At 45.4% G+C, this 15208-nt stretch carries 11 protein-coding genes and 1 tRNA gene; 2 read left to right on the top strand and 10 right to left on the bottom strand.

Features of this window, described 5'->3' with window-relative positions; all coding sequences use genetic code 11:
- Positions 1-133 precede the first annotated feature (133 nt).
- The 7 genes from QT994_RS20125 to QT994_RS20095 form a co-directional block, all read right to left on the bottom strand.
- Positions 134-1594: a methyl-accepting chemotaxis protein gene (locus QT994_RS20125; RefSeq protein ID WP_333046813.1), complete on the bottom strand. Its 1461-nt coding sequence runs from the start codon at positions 1592-1594 to the stop codon at positions 134-136.
- Positions 1595-1853: 259 nt separating this feature from the next.
- Positions 1854-2984, bottom strand: coding sequence for a chemotaxis protein CheW (locus QT994_RS20120; RefSeq protein ID WP_333177474.1), 1131 nt, complete (start codon positions 2982-2984; stop codon positions 1854-1856).
- A gap of 3 nt (positions 2985-2987) precedes the next feature.
- Positions 2988-4550 carry a CheR family methyltransferase gene (locus tag QT994_RS20115; protein WP_333177471.1) on the bottom strand — a complete coding sequence of 521 codons (1563 nt, stop codon included), beginning with the start codon at positions 4548-4550 and terminating at the stop codon, positions 2988-2990.
- A 489-nt stretch (positions 4551-5039) separates the two neighbouring features.
- Positions 5040-6806, bottom strand: coding sequence for a R3H domain-containing nucleic acid-binding protein (locus QT994_RS20110; RefSeq protein ID WP_333177468.1), 1767 nt, complete (start codon positions 6804-6806; stop codon positions 5040-5042).
- 115 nt (positions 6807-6921) lie between these two features.
- Complete coding sequence (gene ldpA / locus QT994_RS20105; RefSeq protein ID WP_333046809.1) at positions 6922-8073, bottom strand: circadian clock protein LdpA; 1152 nt, start codon at positions 8071-8073, stop codon at positions 6922-6924.
- Between the two features lie 426 nt (positions 8074-8499).
- A complete protein-coding gene (locus tag QT994_RS20100) occupies positions 8500-9822 on the bottom strand; it encodes a four-carbon acid sugar kinase family protein (protein WP_333177465.1) in 1323 nt (440 codons plus the stop codon).
- 192 nt (positions 9823-10014) lie between these two features.
- Complete coding sequence (locus QT994_RS20095) at positions 10015-10683, bottom strand: hypothetical protein (protein ID WP_333177462.1); 669 nt, start codon at positions 10681-10683, stop codon at positions 10015-10017.
- 96 nt (positions 10684-10779) lie between these two features.
- On the opposite strand from QT994_RS20095, the gene QT994_RS20090 reads away from it, so the two are divergent.
- On the top strand, positions 10780-11949 hold the full coding sequence (locus QT994_RS20090) for an IscS subfamily cysteine desulfurase (RefSeq protein ID WP_333177459.1): 1170 nt from the start codon (positions 10780-10782) through the stop codon (positions 11947-11949).
- Between the two features lie 260 nt (positions 11950-12209).
- Here QT994_RS20090 and QT994_RS20085 read toward each other — a convergent pair whose 3' ends face one another.
- Together QT994_RS20085 and QT994_RS20080 are read right to left on the bottom strand one after the other, a co-directional pair.
- A complete protein-coding gene (locus tag QT994_RS20085; RefSeq protein WP_333177456.1) occupies positions 12210-13214 on the bottom strand; it encodes a glycosyltransferase family 2 protein in 1005 nt (334 codons plus the stop codon).
- Positions 13215-13266: 52 nt separating this feature from the next.
- Positions 13267-13974 carry a C40 family peptidase gene (locus QT994_RS20080; RefSeq protein ID WP_333177452.1) on the bottom strand — a complete coding sequence of 236 codons (708 nt, stop codon included), beginning with the start codon at positions 13972-13974 and terminating at the stop codon, positions 13267-13269.
- 95 nt (positions 13975-14069) lie between these two features.
- Here QT994_RS20080 and QT994_RS20075 point away from each other — a divergent pair, with 95 nt between their 5' ends.
- Positions 14070-15008 carry a serine hydrolase gene (locus QT994_RS20075; protein WP_333177449.1) on the top strand — a complete coding sequence of 313 codons (939 nt, stop codon included), beginning with the start codon at positions 14070-14072 and terminating at the stop codon, positions 15006-15008.
- 99 nt (positions 15009-15107) lie between these two features.
- On the opposite strand, the gene QT994_RS20070 is transcribed toward QT994_RS20075, so the two are convergent.
- Positions 15108-15196: transfer RNA gene (locus QT994_RS20070), tRNA-Ser, on the bottom strand.
- Between the last annotated feature and the right edge of the window lie 12 nt (positions 15197-15208).

The following is a 15208-nucleotide window of genomic DNA, read 5'->3' as shown; positions in this document are numbered from 1 at the left end:
TCATTCTCTCCCGGCGCGGTGGCTCTAGTTCTTCTGAAAGCCACCGTTCTCATCTTTAGTTAGTCTAAACTACAGTGCTTTAATTCTTAAGGATATATTTGGCCTTTTTGGGTACTCATAATTTATTTGTCTCCTACAAAACTGCTTTCAAATCTAAGGCTGCTTCATTCAATTTTTGAGTGCCGACTTTAGTTTGACTGATACCGCAAGCGGTTTGGGCTGCGGCTTGATTGAGGGAGTTCATAGCTTGCACTACCTGTTCGATCGCGATCGATTGCTGTTTGGCATTCAGCGAAATTTGCTGAGAACTCAAAACCACATTGTTAATGGCATGGGTCACTCCTGCAAATGCCGCTGCGGTTTCTGAGGCAATATTCACGCCCGATTCCACTGTTTTAGTCCCTTCGTCTGTCACCATTACCGTTGAGTTAATCGCCCTTTGAATATCAGCAACTAATAGATTAATTTGCACTCCTGATTTTTTACTGCGATCGGCAAGTTTGCGAATTTCTGACGCCACCACGCCAAACCCCTTGCCGTGTTCTCCCGCCCGCACTGCTTCAACAGCAGCATTGAGTGCTAACATATTAGTCTGATTCGCCAAATCGCTAACTAAAGTTGAGATATTACGAATGTGATCGGTTTGTTCGCTCAACTCTATAATTTGTCCTTGGATATCTTGAACTTTAGTTTTCAAAGTTGCCATTGCTTCTAAAGTTTGTTCTACAGCTTTTGTGCCACCTCCAGCTAAATTTAAGGCTTGCATTGCTTGAACCACGGCGGTTTCGATCTGCTGTGATGTCGCCCTGGAAGATGCTCCCAATTCGTCCATTGTAGTAGTAGTTTGATTTACTGAAGCTGCTTGCTGACTTGCCATGCGTTCCTGTTCTTCCACGGTAGCTGCAATCTCAGTGGAAGAAGAGGCGATCGAGCTAATTGCCCGATCGATAGTTTGGGCAATTCGTGATGAAATCAGCCAAGCTATAACCGCACCTAACACCAATAAAAATACGGAACCAAATACCAATACCGAACTCAATAAAAGTAAAGATTCCTTCGTTTTTTTTGTGGATTGCTTAATCAAATCTAATTCTATTTCGCGAAATTGCCGATTCACTTCCACAAATTCATCCACAAATTTTGTCATTTTTCCTGTGTTAAATATAGCCACTGCTTCCGCTGTCTTATTTTGTTGTAACAACCTAACTATTTCGCTAGAACCATCATAATACTCGTTGGATAGATAAAGCATTTTCTCTAAACGAGTTTTCTGCTCTGGATTTTTAATCATAAACTCCACACTCTTAGCCGACTGGCGAGCTAATTCTCCACCTGTTTGAAAATCATTTAAAAACTGCGGATTTTTATTAATCAAATACCCGCGCAAACCCCGTACCATTTGGTCAGCACCTGCAGACATATTATTTGTGTGACTGAGCACTTTTTCGATCCTTTCTACTTCTTGAAAATTCTTCAATACCTGTTCTGTCGTTGTATAAATTAGCACAGGGCAACCTAAATATATAGCTGCTGGTGCTACATAGGCAAGCAGCATTCTATTTCTAATATTTAATTTTATTAAGTTAGCCAACATATTTTTTCTCCTTAATTTAAGTAAGTGCATACAGGAATTAGATTCCTTAGTGAAATATCGCTTGAAAAGCGGATTTGGTATAACTAACTTCTTTAGTCATGCACGCATTTCAAGATAATTATCTCATGCTGAGTCCCGATCCTTACCAGTCCTGAGCTGTGCGTTGGATCGGGATTGCGAAGGAAATGAAGTATCAAGCCAGATGCTTCACTTGACTCATGATACATAGGCTTTGCGTAAGTCCTGTTCTTGATTTGATTCAAACCTCTTCATCAACAACAACTCCTCCTTTTGTCAGCAGTTTTTGCAAGTTCAGAATAGCCATCATTTTTTCCCCGTAAATAGCCGTCCCCCGTAGATATTCGCGGTTAGCAGAATGCAGCGCTGCCGGAACAGCAGCCATTTCCGACACATTTAAGTATATAATATCTAATATTTCGTCAACCACTATGCCAGCGACTAAATCCGCCACTTCAACAATGATCGCCTTAGAGAGATAATTTGCAGTATCCAACATATTTAAAGACATATTTAAAACACTGCGAATATCAATTAGCGTCACAATTTCTCCCCGTAAATTTATATTTCCCACTATGCGATCGGGAGTGCAAGGAACCGGAGTTACTTGGTTAATATCAGTAAATTCGCGCACTATATCCAACGGAATACCAAAGTATTCACCATTCAAAACCAACACCGCCAGGGAGATATTAATTGCCGCCTCATTTTCCCCCTCGCCTTGCAGCCTCAAATTATTAGCCCGCGATTTAAAAATTGCCTTTTCTTCCGGCGTAGCTGGCGGGCAAAAAACGTGACGATTGCTCAAACTTTTAGGATTTTTGCCTAACAATTTTGCATTTATTGACCACGGTAAATTTTCCGTGTCTGACTCACCTGCTGTTTCTTTATTACCTGCATTGCTTGGAGAAACAGGCCAGCTTTCCTCGGACTTTTTGGGAGAAGATCTAATTAGGGAATCGAGGTTCAGCAGCATGATAATATCGGCTTCGCAGCGGGCCAATCCAGCTACAAAATGATGAGAGGCTTCTGAATTCTCTCGCCCGTAAGATAGCTGCGGAGTGATAGCATCTTCTGAGATTTCCTTAACTTCGCGAACTTGATTGGCAATTATACCGACTTTCGATTCTTGCCACTCTATGACGATCGTACTATCTGTCACAGCATACTCTTGCCAAGCGTATCCAAAACGAAGATTCAGATCCATCACGGGTAGAATTTCGCCCCGAAGGTCGATCGCCCCAACAATATCTTGAGGTGCTTCTGCAATTGCTGTCAACTCCGGCAAAAAGAAAATTTCCCGAACATAACAGGCTTCTATACCGCAGAGAAAACCGTTCTGTTCAAAGATAAGATACGGTTTAGTTTCCATATTTTAGTGTACAGTTTCTTTACTGTATAATCTTAACAACTTTTTTTTAACATTCATCAGCAATTGACTAGCTGTCATTTTCCCCTGTGAATCTATGGGAGTGTTGGGCGGTAGTGCTTTCAGGATTTCACAAGATGAAGTGTACATTTTAATAGCTCTTTTTACTTGACCTTCTTTATGGTATATATTCCCTAGTTCTATATAAGCTGAAACAAAAGATGGACACATATAAATAGTCCTCTTTAATAATTTTTTTGCTGTTTCCAATTGCCCCTGTTCTTCAGCAATTTGAGCTTGTAAATAATCAGTATATACTGAGCCAGGCTCTACTTTCCTAGCTCGATTACAGTATTCTATTGCCTGAGAATAATTCCCGGCATTTGCCTGAACTTGAGCGATTAAAAAATAAGCATCAAAATTATGCCCCTGCAAGTCTATTGCCTCTTGTGCCTTGCTGATTGCCTCAGCATAATCTTTATCTTTAAATAATTTTTTAGCCTCTAAAATGAGCATTTGAGGCGTTTTATTTTGAGTATTTTCTGCTATTATTTTTTCTGTAACTGACACGACATTGTTCGGCAAGCCGTTCTCCACATAGCAAGAGGGCAGCATTTTTCCCAGCGGATTAGTTATGTTTGATACGGGCGGCATCTGGGGAAAATTGCTGTTAGTAGTAACATTAGGTGGCCTCGTTTCCCCTGTTAGCAACTCACCACTATCATCGCCCATAGTATCTGCTTTCGGGAATTCCCGAAATGCCGAGTTGGCTTCCCCTACCGTCGCAACCCTAGACTCTATTTCACAGCCTTCCTCCGGTAATGAATTCCGACGCTCATACACCACCGACTCCGGGAAAATCTTGGGTTCAAACTCGTTCATAATTTGACCGAAAACTTCAGCGTGACCAGTCATTAAATATCCTCCAGGTCTGAGGGTCTTGGAAAATTTTTTCAGTACCAGTGAAATATACTTATGTTCAAAATACACAAAAACGTTTCTACACAAAATTAAGTCTATGTTATAAATATTTTGGTAAATATTAGGAAACTCATCTGTGATTAAATTTACACAGCTAAAGTTGACACTTTGGCGCAATTCTAGATTAATTTCCCAATCATTTTGCCTCTGATGAAAATACTGCTTTTGTATCTGCGGTTCAACCAAGCGAAACGACCAATGACTGTAAACTCCCTGGGGCGCTTTTTTGATTACTTTTTCATTGATATCTGTACCTAATATTAATATTTTCCATTGCTCCCAATCGGGAATCAACTGTTTTAAAACAATAGCTAAAGAATAAGGTTCTTCACCGGTGGAGCAGCCCGCACTCCAGATTCGCAGTGTCGGCTGCATTCCCAATGTCTTGTGCAAGTTTCTTTTCTGCTCTATCAATTCAGGAAAAATTACTCTTTTTAACAGAGCAAACTGTCCTTTATCTCGCATAAAATAACTTTCAATTGTTGTTAATAGCAATACTAATTCGATCCATTCATTTTTACCTCCATTTTTTTTATCGGTTAAAATTTTATAATATTTTTCGGGTTCCGTGATTTTTATTGCTCTCATTCGACTCAGGATTTTATGAGACAAATCCGCTCGATCTTGGGATCTGATTCGCACTCCAATCTCAGTAGTAATTAAGTTAATAAATAGCTGAATTATGGAATCATTCATGTCAACTCAGGTAGATTCGTTTAATAATTTTGGCAGTGGCAACTTTTACTGAGCTGGTGCTGAGTTTGTGCTGAGCATAGTTGCTAGCCTGCGGCTCGTCCGTTCGCGAAGGCGAAGGGAGCGGAAGGATAGTGCGTAGCTGAACTATTAGGAATTGGGGAACTTGTAAGCTCGTGTATTTCAAGTATGGGGAATTGGGAATTATAAATTGGGAATTATAAATTGGGAATTTAGCCGATCGCATTAACAAGAACAGTGTTACACCACATCATATCAGAAACTTGCCAGCTACTTAAAGGAAAAAGGCAGAAGGTAGAAGCCAGGAAAAAATTATCCCTTCTGCCTTCTACCTTCTGCCTTCAAACGCACCAATCTCCAACTTTAAGCTGGATATATCCGCAGGCGGCGATTGGGTTCTTCTCCAAAACTGTGGGATTTCAGGTGATAGTGTTCCACAAGTTCGTGCTGCATTTTACGGACGTTGGGAGAACGGGGTAGGAGTTCCACCGGCTGTCCCTTGGGAATGACAATTTGCTCTACAGCCAAGCGGGTTTCTTCGAGAGCTTCGAGCTCGTCAGAAGAACCGCTGCGGGCGAATAAGGCGAGGTCTGCCACTTCCGGGGTGCCCGGGTCATCCATGTCCAACAGGCGCCGCAAAGCTCTGGCTACGTGGGGAATAGTGGCGGCCTTAATTGTGTGCACGGGAACTTGGCGAGTTTTGGCCAAGTGCCTCAATTTCGACTGGTTCCGAACGTTCGATCGCAAAGCCACAACCACGTCAGCACTCTCAATATCCTTCGTCAGCAGTACCGGCAGGTTCAGCGTCGAAATCACCTGTTCGAGCTGGTGGCGAGGTATGCCGTAAGGATAAACGTGGAGGGGCAAATCTTCGCCGTTAGGGCCGACATTATGGGAATAACGTCCGGCCTTGGGTACCGGTTCGACGGACAGGGATTCTTCGAGCAGTTGCTCAAAATACCGAGTCTCAGAAACCGGCGCGCTCTTAGCAGCTAAGTTCTCGCTGGGAGCTGGCATCGGCACCATTTTGCCAGCACTCCGCCACCCTGAGATCGGTGTGACGGGCCGGATTGCTGATACAGCAGCCGGGCCGCTGGAAGCTGCCATCCCCGGAAACCGGGCGGGGGGAGCGGCTGACTCGCGCTCGATAATTATTTCTCCAGTCTCGCTGACGCTTCTGATTTGCTGGTGCGGTTCGCGTCCCCGCAGCAAAGTGTCGATCGCATCTGCAACTCGCTCGTGGATTACCCAGCGCTCGCGTTCGAGCATTTCGATGGCAATTTCAAAAGTTGGCGGTGCTTTGCGCTCCAAAACCGTCTTTTGAGAACCGCGCCGTCTTGCTTCGTCATCTCCCAGCGTCACCGCTTGGATGCCCCCAATTAAATCTGCCAGAGTCGGGTTTTTCATCAAGTTTTCGATCCGGTTCCCGTGGGCGGTACCGACCAACTGCACGCCCCTTTCGGCGATCGTCCGAGCCGCCAAAGCTTCGAGTTCCGTGCCGATTTCGTCAATCACGATCACTTCGGGCATATGGTTTTCCACTGCTTCGATCATGACTTGGTGCTGGAGTTCGGGACGGGAAACTTGCATTCTGCGAGCTCTGCCGATCGCTGGGTGTGGAATATCTCCATCTCCGGCAATTTCGTTGGAGGTGTCGATGATTACCACACGTTTTTCCAAGTCATCAGCGAGAACGCGCGCGATTTCGCGCAGGGCCGTGGTTTTGCCAACACCGGGGCGGCCGAGCATCAAAATTGACTGACCGGTTTCCACTAAATCGCGGATAATGCCGATCGTCCCGAACACAGCGCGACCAACCCTCAAAGTCAAGCCGATAATCTCGCCGCTGCGGTTGCGTAGGGCGCTAATTCGGTGCAGGGTTTGCTCGATACCGGCTCGATTGTCGCCGCCGAAGTGGCCGACTCGCTCGATGCAATAGTTGAGGTCTGCCTTGGAAACCGGTGTTTGGGAAAGAGGTTCGGCCAAGGATGGAAAACGAGCTTCAGGTCGGCGGCCCAAATCCATGACAATCTCAATGAGATTGTTGCGCTGCGGGTGCTGCTCTAAGGGCTGCCGGATCTCATCTGGCACGATGTCTAATAATCTGTTGAGGTCGTCTGTAATCTGCATTCGCCTCGATGTGTTCGGTGACGTTTTCAACTTTTTAGTCAGTTGTCAGTTGTCAGTTGTCAGTTGTCAGTTGTTTTTTACTTCTAACTAATGACTAATGACTAATAACTTCTGACTAAAATTCTTTGAGCTGGGAAACTAGAGAACAAGCTAAACTCACGGCCTCCGAGAGAAGTTCTGGGACGGCTTCGAGCTGAGGTAGCCGAGATGTTTGAACTCCGGCTCCTGGGCGCGCGGCTGCCACCGGAACGGCATAGGCTCGATCGGTCTGGATTGTTTCTAACTGTTCTAAAATTGGTGATAGCAAAACCCTGGCATAGCTGCCGTAAGCTACACCTGCAATATATGGGACAGGGGGATCTGACAAATTTTTCCCGGCATCCTTCATCAGTCCCTCGGCTCTCAACTTGCTGACAGTGTGAGCATTAGTGCCGCCTGCAAGTTGCACGTATCCCGGCAACTGGGCAGCCAAAACTTTTTGACCGAGTTTGACCGCGGCTCTAGTAGTTCCTGTTCCGATATCTCCGCTCATTGGCCTACCGTCTGTTTGCCAAATTAGGGGACAAGGAAGGGGGGAAATTATTTTATAGAGTGTCCGCAAATAATCAATCAAACCGTCTCCATCGGGGCAACTAATTGCTATTACCTTGAGTTGAGCGACCCAGGGAGCAATGCTCGACCAAAGTCGCGCAAAATCTGCCTCTCTGCCTACTTGCGTGTGGATTTCTAGGGCGTCGGCACCGGATTGCAAGATTAAAGGTGCGATCGCGGCGGGAGCAGACACGTAAGAACGAGTATAAATCAGTTGGCTCGGACAAATCGGCAGACAGCGACCGCAGCCATAGCACTGCTGGTCTATCACCCCGGAAAAACCACTGCCAGCACTCTGAAAAACTATTGCTTCGGCTGGACATATTTTTTCGCACGGCCGCCAGCAGTCCACCGGACAATCGGCTGGGTTGAATTCGGCTTTGCGAAAATGCGGGTCTTCTCCATCGTTTAAACTCACCATCAGCAACGGCAACCCTTTGCCGCCAAACCTGCGGTTTTGAGTTCTTGCCTGTAATTCGCTGGCCACTTGTAGGGCTTCTTTCGCTGCGGCGACGGCGGCGGGATCTGCCGCGACATCGATACAGTCAGCGCCTGCTAGGGTGTAAGCCAAGGTGAGATTCCGTACAGCCGGTAGGTGTTGAAAGCTCGCCCCACAGATCAGCTTGAACCAATGGCCATCTTTTAATGAGTTTAGGGGATGATAATGTTCTGTCACCCTTATATGCTAATCCTTTGAGCTGAAAATTACGATCTGAAAATTTTTACTTAATTTTAAAATTTAGGCTGATACAAGCTGGAAACGCTACTGATAGCAGTAGCTCTGGTGCTGTTGGCCCTATATGTAGAGTTCTGAGGTAAGTATTTTTGAGAAATCTAATTTTTTTGATAGTGCCTAACGATGAGGCGATTTTCAACTTTGGCGATCGCTTTGACTTACAGACAGACTCTCTACCATATCATATTCGGCTGGATTTGGCAAGCCAAAAGTAGACTAGAATTTTTTTTTAAAGTTGCCGTGCAGTGGCAGTTGCCATAAAGTTCGATCGAGCATTGAAGCCAATCGACCACCCGCAGATGAACATTCTTCTGTCTGACTTGAAGCTAAATTCATCTGCGTTAATCTACGATGCAACGAGCTCTACTACTTGCTCAGCCGTTTGTAAACCGTAGCCAAAGCATGGCTATCCCCCACATTTCCCGGAAACAAAACCACTGGTAAATTGGGAAACTGAGGATGGTCTGCCTCGGTTTTCACCACCGAACAACCTGCGATAATTTGACCGATTTGCCTGACACTTTTCAGCGACAAACCTGTACTCAAAACATCATTAGAAGTAATGCCGCCCTTGCTAATCAAAAACCCGATATCCGCAGGCATTCCCCGCACGATATCCATCAATAAAGCAGAAACCGCCTCTCCAAATTTTAACCGGATTTCCGCATTTTTAAATTGTAGCTCCTGGCGGCTGGTATAAATTACAGGTGTTTTGCCATCGGCATGAGCAGTGCGGACTTTTTCGAGAATTTCATCCAGCATTTGGGTGCGATACTCTGGTGAATCTTCTAGCAAGTGAGAGACATCTATTTCAATGCTAACTATATTGGGCTCTTTTAACAAGCGTTCTAATTGATCTGTAGTTTTCTTAACGTGGGAACCAACTATTACTGCACCCGGTTTGCCGCCCCTCACGTATTTTGCCATATTGTCGGCTGCGATGGGCTGGTGGCCGAGGTCAGCTAAGGAGGTTAAAATACTCGCCCCGCTGCGGAATAAAAACTTTTTGCCTTGACTGACTGCATCGAGAATGTGTTTGGCAAATGTGTCTAAATCGGCTTGGCTTTCGCCGTCAACAACTGCACATTGGTTGTCTGTCATGTCCATCAGTCGATCTAAACTTCCATAGCGGATGTCTGCGAGTAAAATGCGATCTACTGCATCACCTTTGATGCGACCTTTTGTTTTTTCTTCTACATAATCTGGCAGGTAACTGTGACTGTAGCCGAAGACTGAATCTTTGGCAAATTCGGTTTGGTGTACTGGTATTTCGACGCTGTTAACTATTAGGTAGTGTACGCTGTGACGGGTAATTCTTCCTCCTTCAAAAAAGGCGGGAATTAGAAAATGAGCGTCGAAGGGGCCGAGTTCTTCGGCGATCGCGTCGGTTTCGATGGGATAGTGACCGCGCAGGGTAGAATCGGAACGGCTAACTATTATGAAGTCTTCGATTTTTTCGCTGGCGATCGCCTTTTTGAGATTTTGGCACACTTCGCGGGTGACACTGGCTGCTTTTTCCGGAGTTAGCGATCGAGTATTTGTCAGGATGAAGAAAATCGGGCACTTGTCGCGCAGCCCCAAACGCAGGGTGTCTTCGTCCCAACGTGTCAGCAGCAAGCAACTGTGCACGGTTTGAGAACCTGTCGGATCGTCGTCGAGAACTATAATCTTGGGTTTGGCAGAAGACATACTGACCTGGTTGTTAACGTCACCTTTCCAAGATATCCTTACCTGTTACGTAACAGGAAAAAATTTACAATAGTTATGATATTTTTTTCACAATTCTCATAACTTATAATTTGGAGAATGTGTTTGACTTCTAGCGGTTCAGTAAGCTGCATATTGCTACTGGCTAAGAGGCGCACGCAGCCGTGCACACTACTAAGTTTTGCCATTTTTAAAATTAGTGGCGTTTCGATCTTGCAACTTTTTCATTTCTGCTTGAACTTCCACGGCTACCTGCAAAGCTTCGTTGAGCAATCGTCCCGGCTGGCTCGATCTATCGCTAATTTGCAGGGCATTCAAATTTCTTAAGTTATTGGCAAACAATTCTGAGTTAGTAGCGACAAATTTTTTGTTTTCCCTAAGAATTCTTTCGGTTTTCAAAGCTCTAACTAAATCGTCTCTGATTAGCTGCAAAGCTTGAATTACTTTTGCGCGATCGCCGATTTTGACTTCCGCATTGCCAGCATCTTCTATCCGATCGTTAATTGCGATCGCTTCGATTATACCATTATAGCGATCGACATCATCAAAAAGATTAATTAAATGTTGGTTTTGCCGGCTGCACTGAATTTTCCACGCATCCTCAAAGATTAAACCGACGATCGCAGCCAAGTGAAGGGCGAACCACAACAAATAAGCTCTAGGAAATATGGCAACCAGCAGCCAACAACTGATTAGAACCAAAACAATTAAACCGACAGTTTTCAAAGCTTCGCGGGCAAACTTAGTCGCTGTCGGCGGCCGGTATACGCGATCGGGCCCCGCGCCGGTGAGGTGCTTGAGCTCACCGAGAGTAATTTCTAATCCCTGAATGTCAGCTCGCATAAATCTTTACAAATATTTGTTAATTATAAAGTTTTGTAGTAGAACAAGGGGCTCGTCTACAATAAACCTAACACTTTTTTCACCCAAAACTGCACTATGTCCGCACGTCCTATATACCTCGACAACCACGCCACAACCCCCGTAGACAAACGGGTACTTGATGCGATGCTGCCGTATTTCACCGAACAATTCGGCAACGCAGCCAGTATCAACCACGTCTACGGCTGGGAAGCAGAAGCAGCGGTAAAACAGTCACGACAAATCATAGCAGAAGCGATCAACGCCTCCCCAGAAGAAATTGTTTTTACCAGCGGCGCAAGCGAAGCAAATAACTTAGCGATCAAAGGCATCGCCGAAGCTTATTTCAGTAAAGGAAAGCACATTATCACAGTAAAAACCGAACACAATGCAATTCTCGACCCCTGTACCTATTTGCAAAAATTAGGGTTTGACATCACGGTTTTACCGGTGAAAAGCGATGGGCTGATTGATATAGGCGATTTGATCAAAGCGATTCGCGCGGAGACAATTTTAGTTTCAGTGATGACGGCTAACAACGAAATTGGCGTCATCCAGCCGATCGCAGAAATTGCAGCAATTTGCCGCGGAAATGACATTCTTTTCCACACAGATGCGGCACAGGCGATCGGGAAAATTCCCCTCGATGTAGAGGAGATGAATATCGATCTAATGTCCTTGACAGCCCACAAAATCTACGGGCCAAAAGGCATCGGTGCTCTGTACGTGCGCCGCAACAAACCAAGAGTGCAGCTAGCGCCGCAAATGCACGGAGGAGGCCACGAAAGGGGAATGCGATCGGGAACTCTCTACCCACCCCAAATAGTTGGGTTTGCCAAAGCAGTAGAATTGGCAATTGCAGAAATGCAGTCGGAAACAGAACGAGTTGTTAATTTGCGGCAGCGTTTGTGGGAAAATTTGAGTGAATTGGGCGATGTTTATCTCAACGGTCACGCTACTAAGAGATTGCCGGGGAATCTCAATATTAGTGTAGGCGGGGTTGACGGGCAAGCGTTGATGTTGGGTTTGCAACCGGCGGCGGCAGTTTCTTCGGGATCTGCTTGCACTTCCGCAAAAATATCTCCATCTCATGTTTTAGCAGCGATCGGGCGATCGGACAAATTAGCTTATGCTTCAATTCGGTTCGGCATTGGCCGGTTTAATACCGCAGCAGAAATAGATGCAGTCTCCCAACACGCGATCGCAACTATTCAATCTCTCCGACAAGCACAAAAAGTAATGAGTTAGGAGTTAAGAGTTAGATCCCGTCTGGCTTAAATACTCCCTTTATTTCTTAGTGTCTCTGGGCTAGGACTTCGTGTGTGTAGGCGCGGTTTCAACGGCCGACTTCCTTTAGACCTCTTGCATAAATTTTTGATGGATAGAACAACCGCAGATGGAAGGCAGATAAACACAGATAAACGCCGATAATTTCAAGAAGAGTGAATGAATGCAAGAGGTCTTTTGTTTGTGTAGGGGCGGTTTCAACCGCCGATTTCCTTTGACTCTTATTTAGAACCAAACACCTCGCGCACCCGATAAATCGGTTTTCCCTGCGACTCGTGATAAGTCCGCATCATCACTTCCGCCAGCAAACCAAAACAAAATAATTGCACTCCCGTTAACAGCAAAACCACAGCCAAAATCAGCAAAGGACGATTGCCAATACTTTGACCAAAAGCCAATTTTAGGAAAGTCAAATAAATCCCTAAAACCGTTCCCAACGTCATAGAACTTAGTCCCAAAAGTCCAAAAACGTGCATCGGTCGAGTCAGAAACTTTTTCATAAAAGAAATAGTTAACAAATCCATCAACACCCGAAAAGTCCGCCAAATCCCGTACTTACTTTGACCGAAACGGCGGGCGTGGTGTCGCACCGGAAGTTCTGCAATTCTCGCCCCTTCAATAAACGCCAACGCCGGCAAAAAGCGGTGCAATTCCCCGTAGAGATTCAAGTCTGCGACTAACTCGGATTTATAAGCTTTCAAAGAACAGCCGTAGTCGTGTAAAGTTACGCCTGTAACGCGACCAATTAACCAGTTCGCAATTTTAGAAGGAATCAAGCGGCTAATAGTATTGTCTTGCCTATTTTTCCGCCAGCCACTCACTAAATCGTAGCCTTCATCTAACTTTGCCAACAACAGCGGAATATCAGCAGGGTCATTTTGCAAATCGCCGTCAAGGGTAACAACAGCACGGCCGATCGCGCGATCGAAACCTGCCGACATGGCAGCAGTTTGCCCGTAATTGCGGCGCAAAATTACAGCACAAAGGTCATCGCGAGTGCTGGCTAACTGCTGGAGAAGTTCACCAGAACCGTCCTTAGAACCGTCATCTACACAAATAATTTGATAGCTGAGTCCAGATGGTTGGATAGAAGAGGCGATCGCCTCAATCAAATGAGGCAAACTTTCCACCTCATTATACACCGGCACCACCACTGAAACGTCGAGAACAACCTCAGCCTCAGCTTGCTGTCTAGCCAATTTTTCCAAAAATAATGCAGCGTCCATTTTTTTATTCGATAATATCAACAGTCAACCGTCAACAGTCAACCGTCAACAACTAACTAGGTTGATAACTGGCCACAACTTTACCATATCCCCGCAATTGCTGGTAATAAGCTTGACTGACTCGATCGCCATCCTCCGACAAAACATCGATACCGATACCGTTGCGACCTTGTGCTTGTCCCGAACTGTGAATGTAGCAATTATCTCCGAGATACAATCCTACATGAGTTGCTTTTTCCGGCGTACCAAAAAATACTAAATCCCCTGGTTCTAAAGCACTAATACTAACAAATTTAGTAAAAGATTCCTGCTGATAAGCATCCCTCGGCAACCAGATGCCCGCAGCCACAAAAGCAGCTTGCATCAAGCCAGAACAATCATAATTTGGCCCGACTGTACCCCCCCAAAGATAATAATTGGATTGGTTCATAGCCTCACGAGCAAAAGTAATTGCAATTGGCAATTTTTCCCGAATTTCCGCCTCAGAAAGCATCCGAGGATGATACACTGTTTCTGCCACATCGAGCAACTCAACATCTCGAAAATCCAGCCATCCCGGATAATCATCTTCGCACAGCCGCACCATCACAGCGGTTGTATCCAAGTTTACATCCCTCTGGTTGAGGGGGAGTTCGACGGCACGTAAATGCCGCCCTAGGGCTGCTTGAGTGGCCAATCGATCGCACTTTGGGGAATCGTAAATATTTATGTGCGATCGGGCTCGGTACTCCACAACATCAGATAATTGATAATTGGCCATTGCTAATTGCTCATTGTTTGCTGTTAATTGTTCGCATTTAACGATAGATTGCCATTAGCTGCTAGCCGTTAACCGTTAACCGTCAGCCATTAACCATGACATTTTTTCACAAAGACGAACAATTAGAAACCCTCGGCAGTAGCATTATAGACTCCGCATTGTCAAAATTTACAGGATTAAGTGGCGATCGTATAGCCATTACCTGGATAGTCTACGATCCGCCGGTGCGAGTCAATACAGGCGGTGCCCTGAGTGCAGAAGAATTTTGGAAATATCAACCCCGAGGTTTTAGCAACCGAGCTTCCGAACGAATTTATCCAGCCAGCATCGTCAAATTATTCTACCTCGTTGCCATCTGGGAATGGGCGCAAAAAGGCATGATTCAAACATCGCCAGAATTAGAACGCGCCGTCCGAGATATGATAGTGGATTCCAGCAACGACGCCACCAGTTTAGTAGTAGACGCGCTCACCGGCACCACCAGCGGCCCAGAATTATCACCAGGCCCCTTTGAAACTTGGAAACAGCAGCGAAACCTCATCAACCGTTACTTTCAATCATTAGATTGGCCGGAATTACAAAATATTAACGCCAATCAAAAAACCTGGTGTGACGGCCCCTACGGTCGCGAGCGAGCATTTCTGGGAGAATTAATGGAAAATAGAAATATGCTGACGACAAATGCAGCGGCGCGTTTGCTGCACAGTATAATCGGCGGCGTAGCTGTTTCGGCCCAAGCATCGCAAGAAATGATGGGTTTAATGAAACGCAGTTTAGACCCAGCAGAATTAGAGGCAGATCCTGAAAATCAAGTTACAGGTTTTGTAGGTGGCGGATTGCCCGAATCAGCAAAATTGTGGTCAAAAGCGGGACTGACAAGTCAAGTTCGTCACGATGCTGCTTATATTGAAATATCGGGCTTGCGGCCGTATTTGTTAGTTGTATTTACCGAGGGGAAAGACAATAGCAAGAATGAAGAGATTTTGCCATTTATATCGCGGCAAGTTGTCGAAGCGATGAAAGCACTTAATTAGATTAAGTAGTTGATTATTGCGACTATCTTGATTCAAATACAGTATTGAGACTCGTAGGGAAACGGCAATCCCGTGTCCCTACATAAATCTCGAATAGAACGGAGAGGGAGGGATTTGAACCCTCGAAGGATGTTAACACCCTTAACAGATTAGCAATCTGCCGCTTTCGACCACTCAGCCACCTCTCCAAGATGACAGTA

The sequence above is a fragment of the Microcoleus sp. S13_B4 genome, assembly GCF_036700885.1.
In the GTDB taxonomy this organism is placed as follows: Bacteria; Cyanobacteriota; Cyanobacteriia; order Cyanobacteriales; family Microcoleaceae; genus Microcoleus.
This window is presented reverse-complemented; position numbering and strand designations above follow the sequence as displayed.

What these genes read in the sequence shown, in the direction of transcription:
- QT994_RS20125 (WP_333046813.1), bottom strand. Translation starts at nt 1,594, where the DNA reads ATGTTGGCTAACTTAATAAAATTAAATATTAGAAATAGAATGCTGCTT.
- QT994_RS20120 (WP_333177474.1), bottom strand. Translation starts at nt 2,984, where the DNA reads ATGGAAACTAAACCGTATCTTATCTTTGAACAGAACGGTTTTCTCTGC.
- QT994_RS20115 (WP_333177471.1), bottom strand. Translation starts at nt 4,550, where the DNA reads ATGAGAGCAATAAAAATCACGGAACCCGAAAAATATTATAAAATTTTA.
- QT994_RS20110 (WP_333177468.1), bottom strand. Translation starts at nt 6,806, where the DNA reads ATGCAGATTACAGACGACCTCAACAGATTATTAGACATCGTGCCAGAT.
- QT994_RS20100 (WP_333177465.1), bottom strand. Translation starts at nt 9,822, where the DNA reads ATGTCTTCTGCCAAACCCAAGATTATAGTTCTCGACGACGATCCGACA.
- QT994_RS20095 (WP_333177462.1), bottom strand. Translation starts at nt 10,683, where the DNA reads ATGCGAGCTGACATTCAGGGATTAGAAATTACTCTCGGTGAGCTCAAG.
- QT994_RS20090 (WP_333177459.1), top strand. Translation starts at nt 10,780, where the DNA reads ATGTCCGCACGTCCTATATACCTCGACAACCACGCCACAACCCCCGTA.
- QT994_RS20085 (WP_333177456.1), bottom strand. Translation starts at nt 13,214, where the DNA reads ATGGACGCTGCATTATTTTTGGAAAAATTGGCTAGACAGCAAGCTGAG.
- QT994_RS20080 (WP_333177452.1), bottom strand. Translation starts at nt 13,974, where the DNA reads ATGGCCAATTATCAATTATCTGATGTTGTGGAGTACCGAGCCCGATCG.
- QT994_RS20075 (WP_333177449.1), top strand. Translation starts at nt 14,070, where the DNA reads ATGACATTTTTTCACAAAGACGAACAATTAGAAACCCTCGGCAGTAGC.